The organism is Streptomyces sp. NPDC002690 (assembly GCF_053592415.1).
The window spans coordinates 1-3,884 of sequence record NZ_JBSFVR010000520.1; the positions used below are offsets into that span (position 1 = coordinate 1).

Sequence of the window (3,884 nt, forward strand, 5' to 3'; positions counted from 1 at the left end):
CGCAGGGCCACCCTGCCGTCCACGGACACGACGCAGCGGGTCGTCCCGCCGTTCGGCTTCGAGATCGCCGAGACCGTCAGTTGTGGCCGAAACGACGCTGGTGCTTGCGGGCCACGTCCGAGGGGCTGCCCTGGGCCTGCGACTGCGACGTGCTCCGGTCCTCGAAGGACGTCGACTTCGCCTGCTCCGCTCCGCGCTCCGCGGCGGACGCGCGGTCCTGCTGGCTGCCCTGCTTACGGTTCTTGTTCTTGGCCATGGTGAATGCCTCCTGTGGGGAGTCCTGGTTGCCAGGACCGATGTCAGACTCACATAGCCCCACAGAGCACGCATGTTGGATCATTACCTTCCGTAGTGGACACCACTGCGGGCCCCTCGCCGGAAACCTCCACCGCATCCGCCACGCCGAAGATCGAGTTCCGGCCGTCTCCTTCCGCGCGGTCGGGCAGACTCGACGGAAACCCTGAACGGCCGTTCGCCGAATTCCGGAAGAGGGTGGAACGCGTGGACCGTTGCGTCGTCCTGGTGGACGCCGGATACCTGCTGGGCGCCGCCGCGAGTCTGCTGGCGGGCGAACCCGCCCGTTCGCGCATCACCGTCGACCACGCCGCCCTGATCCAGGGACTGCGCGAGCGGGCCGAGGCCGACACCGAGCAACCCCTGCTGCGCATCTACTGGTTCGACGGCGCACCCGACCGCGTACCGCAGCCCGAGCACCGCCGGCTGCGGGTCATGCCGAGGGTCACCGTCCGGCTCGGCGCGCTGACCCGGAGCGACGGGCGCTGGGCGCAGAAGGGCGTCGACGCGGCCATGCACGCCGAACTGACCGAACTGGCCCGCAACCGTGCCTGTTCCGACGTGGTCCTGGTGACCGGCGACGGCGATCTGCTGCCCGGACTGATGTCCGCCAAGGAACACGGGGTCGCCGTACACCTGTGGGCCGTTCAGGCCGCGGACGGCGACTACAACCAGTCCGAGGACCTGGTGGCCGAGGCCGACGAGCGCCGCGTGCTCGACCGCGCCTGGATCACCAAGGCCGTCCGCGCCAAGGAGGCCGGCGGGATCTGCGCCCCGCAGCCCCGGCCGCGCCCCGAGATCGCCGCGATCCTCTCCGCGCCCCTGCCCGAGGCGGCCCTCGCGGCCTCCGCCGAGCGCGCCTCGGAGGCCCAGGCGGCGGCCCGCGTCGACGCCCCTCCGGCCCCCCGCCCGGAGACAGGTCCGCCCGGGTCCGAGCCCGCGCCCGCACACCACAAGGGCGTCCCCACCCCGAAGGACCTCGCCGCCCTCCGCGCGTCCGCCGGCGCCCCCGCGGCCCCGGCGGCGGCCCCGCCCGCCCCGGTGCCGAACGCCACCCTGCGGTGGTCCTCGGACCGGGGCTGGGCCGACCGGGGCTCGCCGGGGGAACCTCCGGAGACCGCCTCGCTGCCCACCCTCGCCCAGGTCACCACCGCCGAACAGCGCTGGGCCGACCGCGAGGAGGACATCACCACCGTGGGCGGCGACCCCTTCGAGGTCGGCCAGGTCTTCGCCCGCCGCTGGATGGAACGGCTGCCGGAGTCCGTCCATCTCCAGAAGCTCTCCACCATGTACCCGCGCATCCCGCACCGGATCGACGGCGAGCTCCTGCGGTACGCGGCGCGCTTCGGACTCCTCGCCCACAAGGACGACCAGATCGACGAGCACGACCGCTACGCCATCCGGGCCGGATTCTGGCGTGAGATCGACATCACGGCCGCCGTGGACCACGTTCCCGCCCCGGAATGACCCCGGAATGACCCCGGCGGGGTCCCGCCCGGTACGGCCGGGACCGGCCCCCGTCGCAATCCGGACCATCCGACCCCGTACTCTCGTACCTCGTGAGTACGGGCACAGCACAGGCACTGAGGGCCACCGGGACCGTGTGCGCGGTGCGTGATCTGGTGAAGACATACCCGGCCGTCCGGGGCCGCCGCGGCACGCCCGCCGCGCCCGAGGTACGGGCCACCGACGGCGTCACCCTGGAGGTGCGCGGCGGCGAGATCTTCGGGCTGCTCGGCCCCAACGGCGCCGGCAAGTCCACCTTGGTGCGCCAGCTCACCGGCCTGATGCGCCCCGACTCCGGCAGCGTCGAGGTGCTCGGCCACGACCTCGTGCGCCACCCCGAACGCGCCTCCCGGCTCATCGGCTACCTCGGCCAGGAATCCACCGCCCTGGACGAGCTCACGGTGTCCCTCGCCGCCGAGACCACCGGCCGGCTGCGCGGGCTCTCCCGACATGACGCCCGCGCCGAGCGCGACGCCGTACTGGAGGAACTCGGCCTCACCGAACTGGCCGGACGCCCGCTGAAGAAGCTCTCCGGCGGCCAGCGCAGGCTCGCCTGCTTCGCCGCCGCCCTCGTCGGCCGGCGCCCGGTGCTGATCCTGGACGAGCCGACCACCGGCATGGACCCGGTCGCCCGGCGCTCCGTCTGGGCCGCCGTGGACCGGCGCAGGGCCGAGCACGGCGCGACCGTCCTGCTGGTCACCCACAACGTCATCGAGGCGGAGACGGTCCTCGACCGGGTCGCCGTCGTCGAACGCGGCAAGGTCATCGCCTGCGACACCCCCCAGGGCCTCAAGGAGCAGGTGGCCGGCGAGGTCAGGGTCGAGCTGATGTGGCGCGAGCGCGCCCCCCTCGACGTCCCGGAGGTCGCCGCCCTGCGCCCCTCGGCCGAGGAGTCCGGGCGCCGCTGGGTGCTGCGCCTGAAGCCGGACGAGGCACGGGCCGCCGTCGCCGCGGTGACCGGTGGCGCGGCCTTCGCGGCGCTGGACGACTTCACCCTGGCCACGCCCAGCCTGGAGGACGTCTACCTGGCGCTCGGCGGGGACGCGGCCGCCGCGCGCCAGGGACTGGTGAAGGCGTGAGGGCGACGGAACCCCAGGCCCCGGCGGGCGGGGGCCACGTGGATGGACGAGACGTGTGTGGACGAACAGCGGTAGCGAACGGGAGCAGCGCCAGGTGACGAGCATCGTTCCCGCCGAGGCGGTGTCCCCGCCCGGCGGGCAGGCGTACGGCCGCCCGGGTACGTCCACCGGGACGGCCTGCGGGTCCTGGGCCGGGGAGCCGGCCCCGCTGGCGCCGCGCGCGCGGCTGCTGCCCGCGCTGGCCGCCGTGTACCGGGCCCAGCTCTCCCGGGCCCGGGTGTCGCGCATCCCGCTGCTGTTCGTGGCGACCTTCCAGTCCGTCGGCATCATGATCATGATGCGCGGGGTCGTCGACGGCGGCACCGAGGCGCGGGCCGTGGTCGCGGGCTCCAGCGTGCTGGTGGTCGCCTTCGTCGCGCTCAACCTGCTCGCCCAGTACTTCGGCCGGCTGAGGGCCGACGGCGGCCTCGACCACTACGCCACGCTGCCGGTGCCGCCCGCGGCCGTGGTGCTGGGCGCGGCGGGCGCGTACGCCTCCTTCACGGTGCCGGGCACCGTCTTCACCGCGGTCGCGGGCAGCGCGCTCTTCCAGCTCCCGATGGCGCACCTGTGGGTGCTGGTCGCCGTGGTCCCGCTGGCCGGCGCCGCGCTGGCCGGGCTGGGGGCCGCGCTGGGACTTCTGGCGCCGCGCCAGGAACTGGCCACCCTGCTGGGGCAACTCGGCATGTCGGCGGCGCTGCTGCTGGGCGTACTGCCCGCCGAACGGCTGCCGGAGGTGGTGCGCTGGGCGCGCGACCTGCTGCCGTCCACGTACGGGGTGGAGGCGCTGGCACGCTCCTTCGACGCCCACCCGGACTGGACGGCCGTCGTGCTGGACCTCGGGGTCTGCGCGGCCGTGGGGGTTCTCTCCCTCGCCGTGGGCCGCCCGCCTCCAGCCACGCATCAGCAGGGCCGTGCAGCGCCGCCGTGAACGCTCCGGCACCCCCGCCCACCCCGAGGGCGGCC

At 74.5% G+C, this 3,884-nt stretch carries 4 protein-coding genes; 3 read left to right on the forward strand and 1 reads right to left on the reverse strand.

Going from position 1 to position 3,884, the window contains the following annotated elements; genetic code table 11:
• Positions 1–76 precede the first annotated feature (76 nt).
• Positions 77–256 (reverse strand): hypothetical protein, encoded by a 180-nt coding sequence (locus ACWD3D_RS34435; protein ID WP_328722215.1) that lies wholly within the window; start codon positions 254–256, stop codon positions 77–79.
• 236 nt (positions 257–492) lie between these two features.
• Here ACWD3D_RS34435 and ACWD3D_RS34440 point away from each other — a divergent pair, with 236 nt between their 5' ends.
• The 3 genes from ACWD3D_RS34440 (at position 493) to ACWD3D_RS34450 (ending at position 3,849) form a co-directional block, all read left to right on the forward strand.
• The gene (locus tag ACWD3D_RS34440; RefSeq protein WP_451464628.1) at positions 493–1,761 is read left to right on the forward strand and encodes an NYN domain-containing protein; all 1,269 of its coding nucleotides are present in this window, start codon (positions 493–495) and stop codon (positions 1,759–1,761) included.
• A 134-nt stretch (positions 1,762–1,895) separates the two neighbouring features.
• Positions 1,896–2,879 carry an ABC transporter ATP-binding protein gene (locus ACWD3D_RS34445; RefSeq protein ID WP_451464630.1) on the forward strand — a complete coding sequence of 328 codons (984 nt, stop codon included), beginning with the start codon at positions 1,896–1,898 and terminating at the stop codon, positions 2,877–2,879.
• A gap of 94 nt (positions 2,880–2,973) precedes the next feature.
• Positions 2,974–3,849, forward strand: a complete 876-nt coding sequence (locus ACWD3D_RS34450) for an ABC transporter permease (protein ID WP_451464629.1) — start codon at positions 2,974–2,976, stop codon at positions 3,847–3,849.
• The last annotated feature ends 35 nt before the right edge of the window (positions 3,850–3,884 follow it).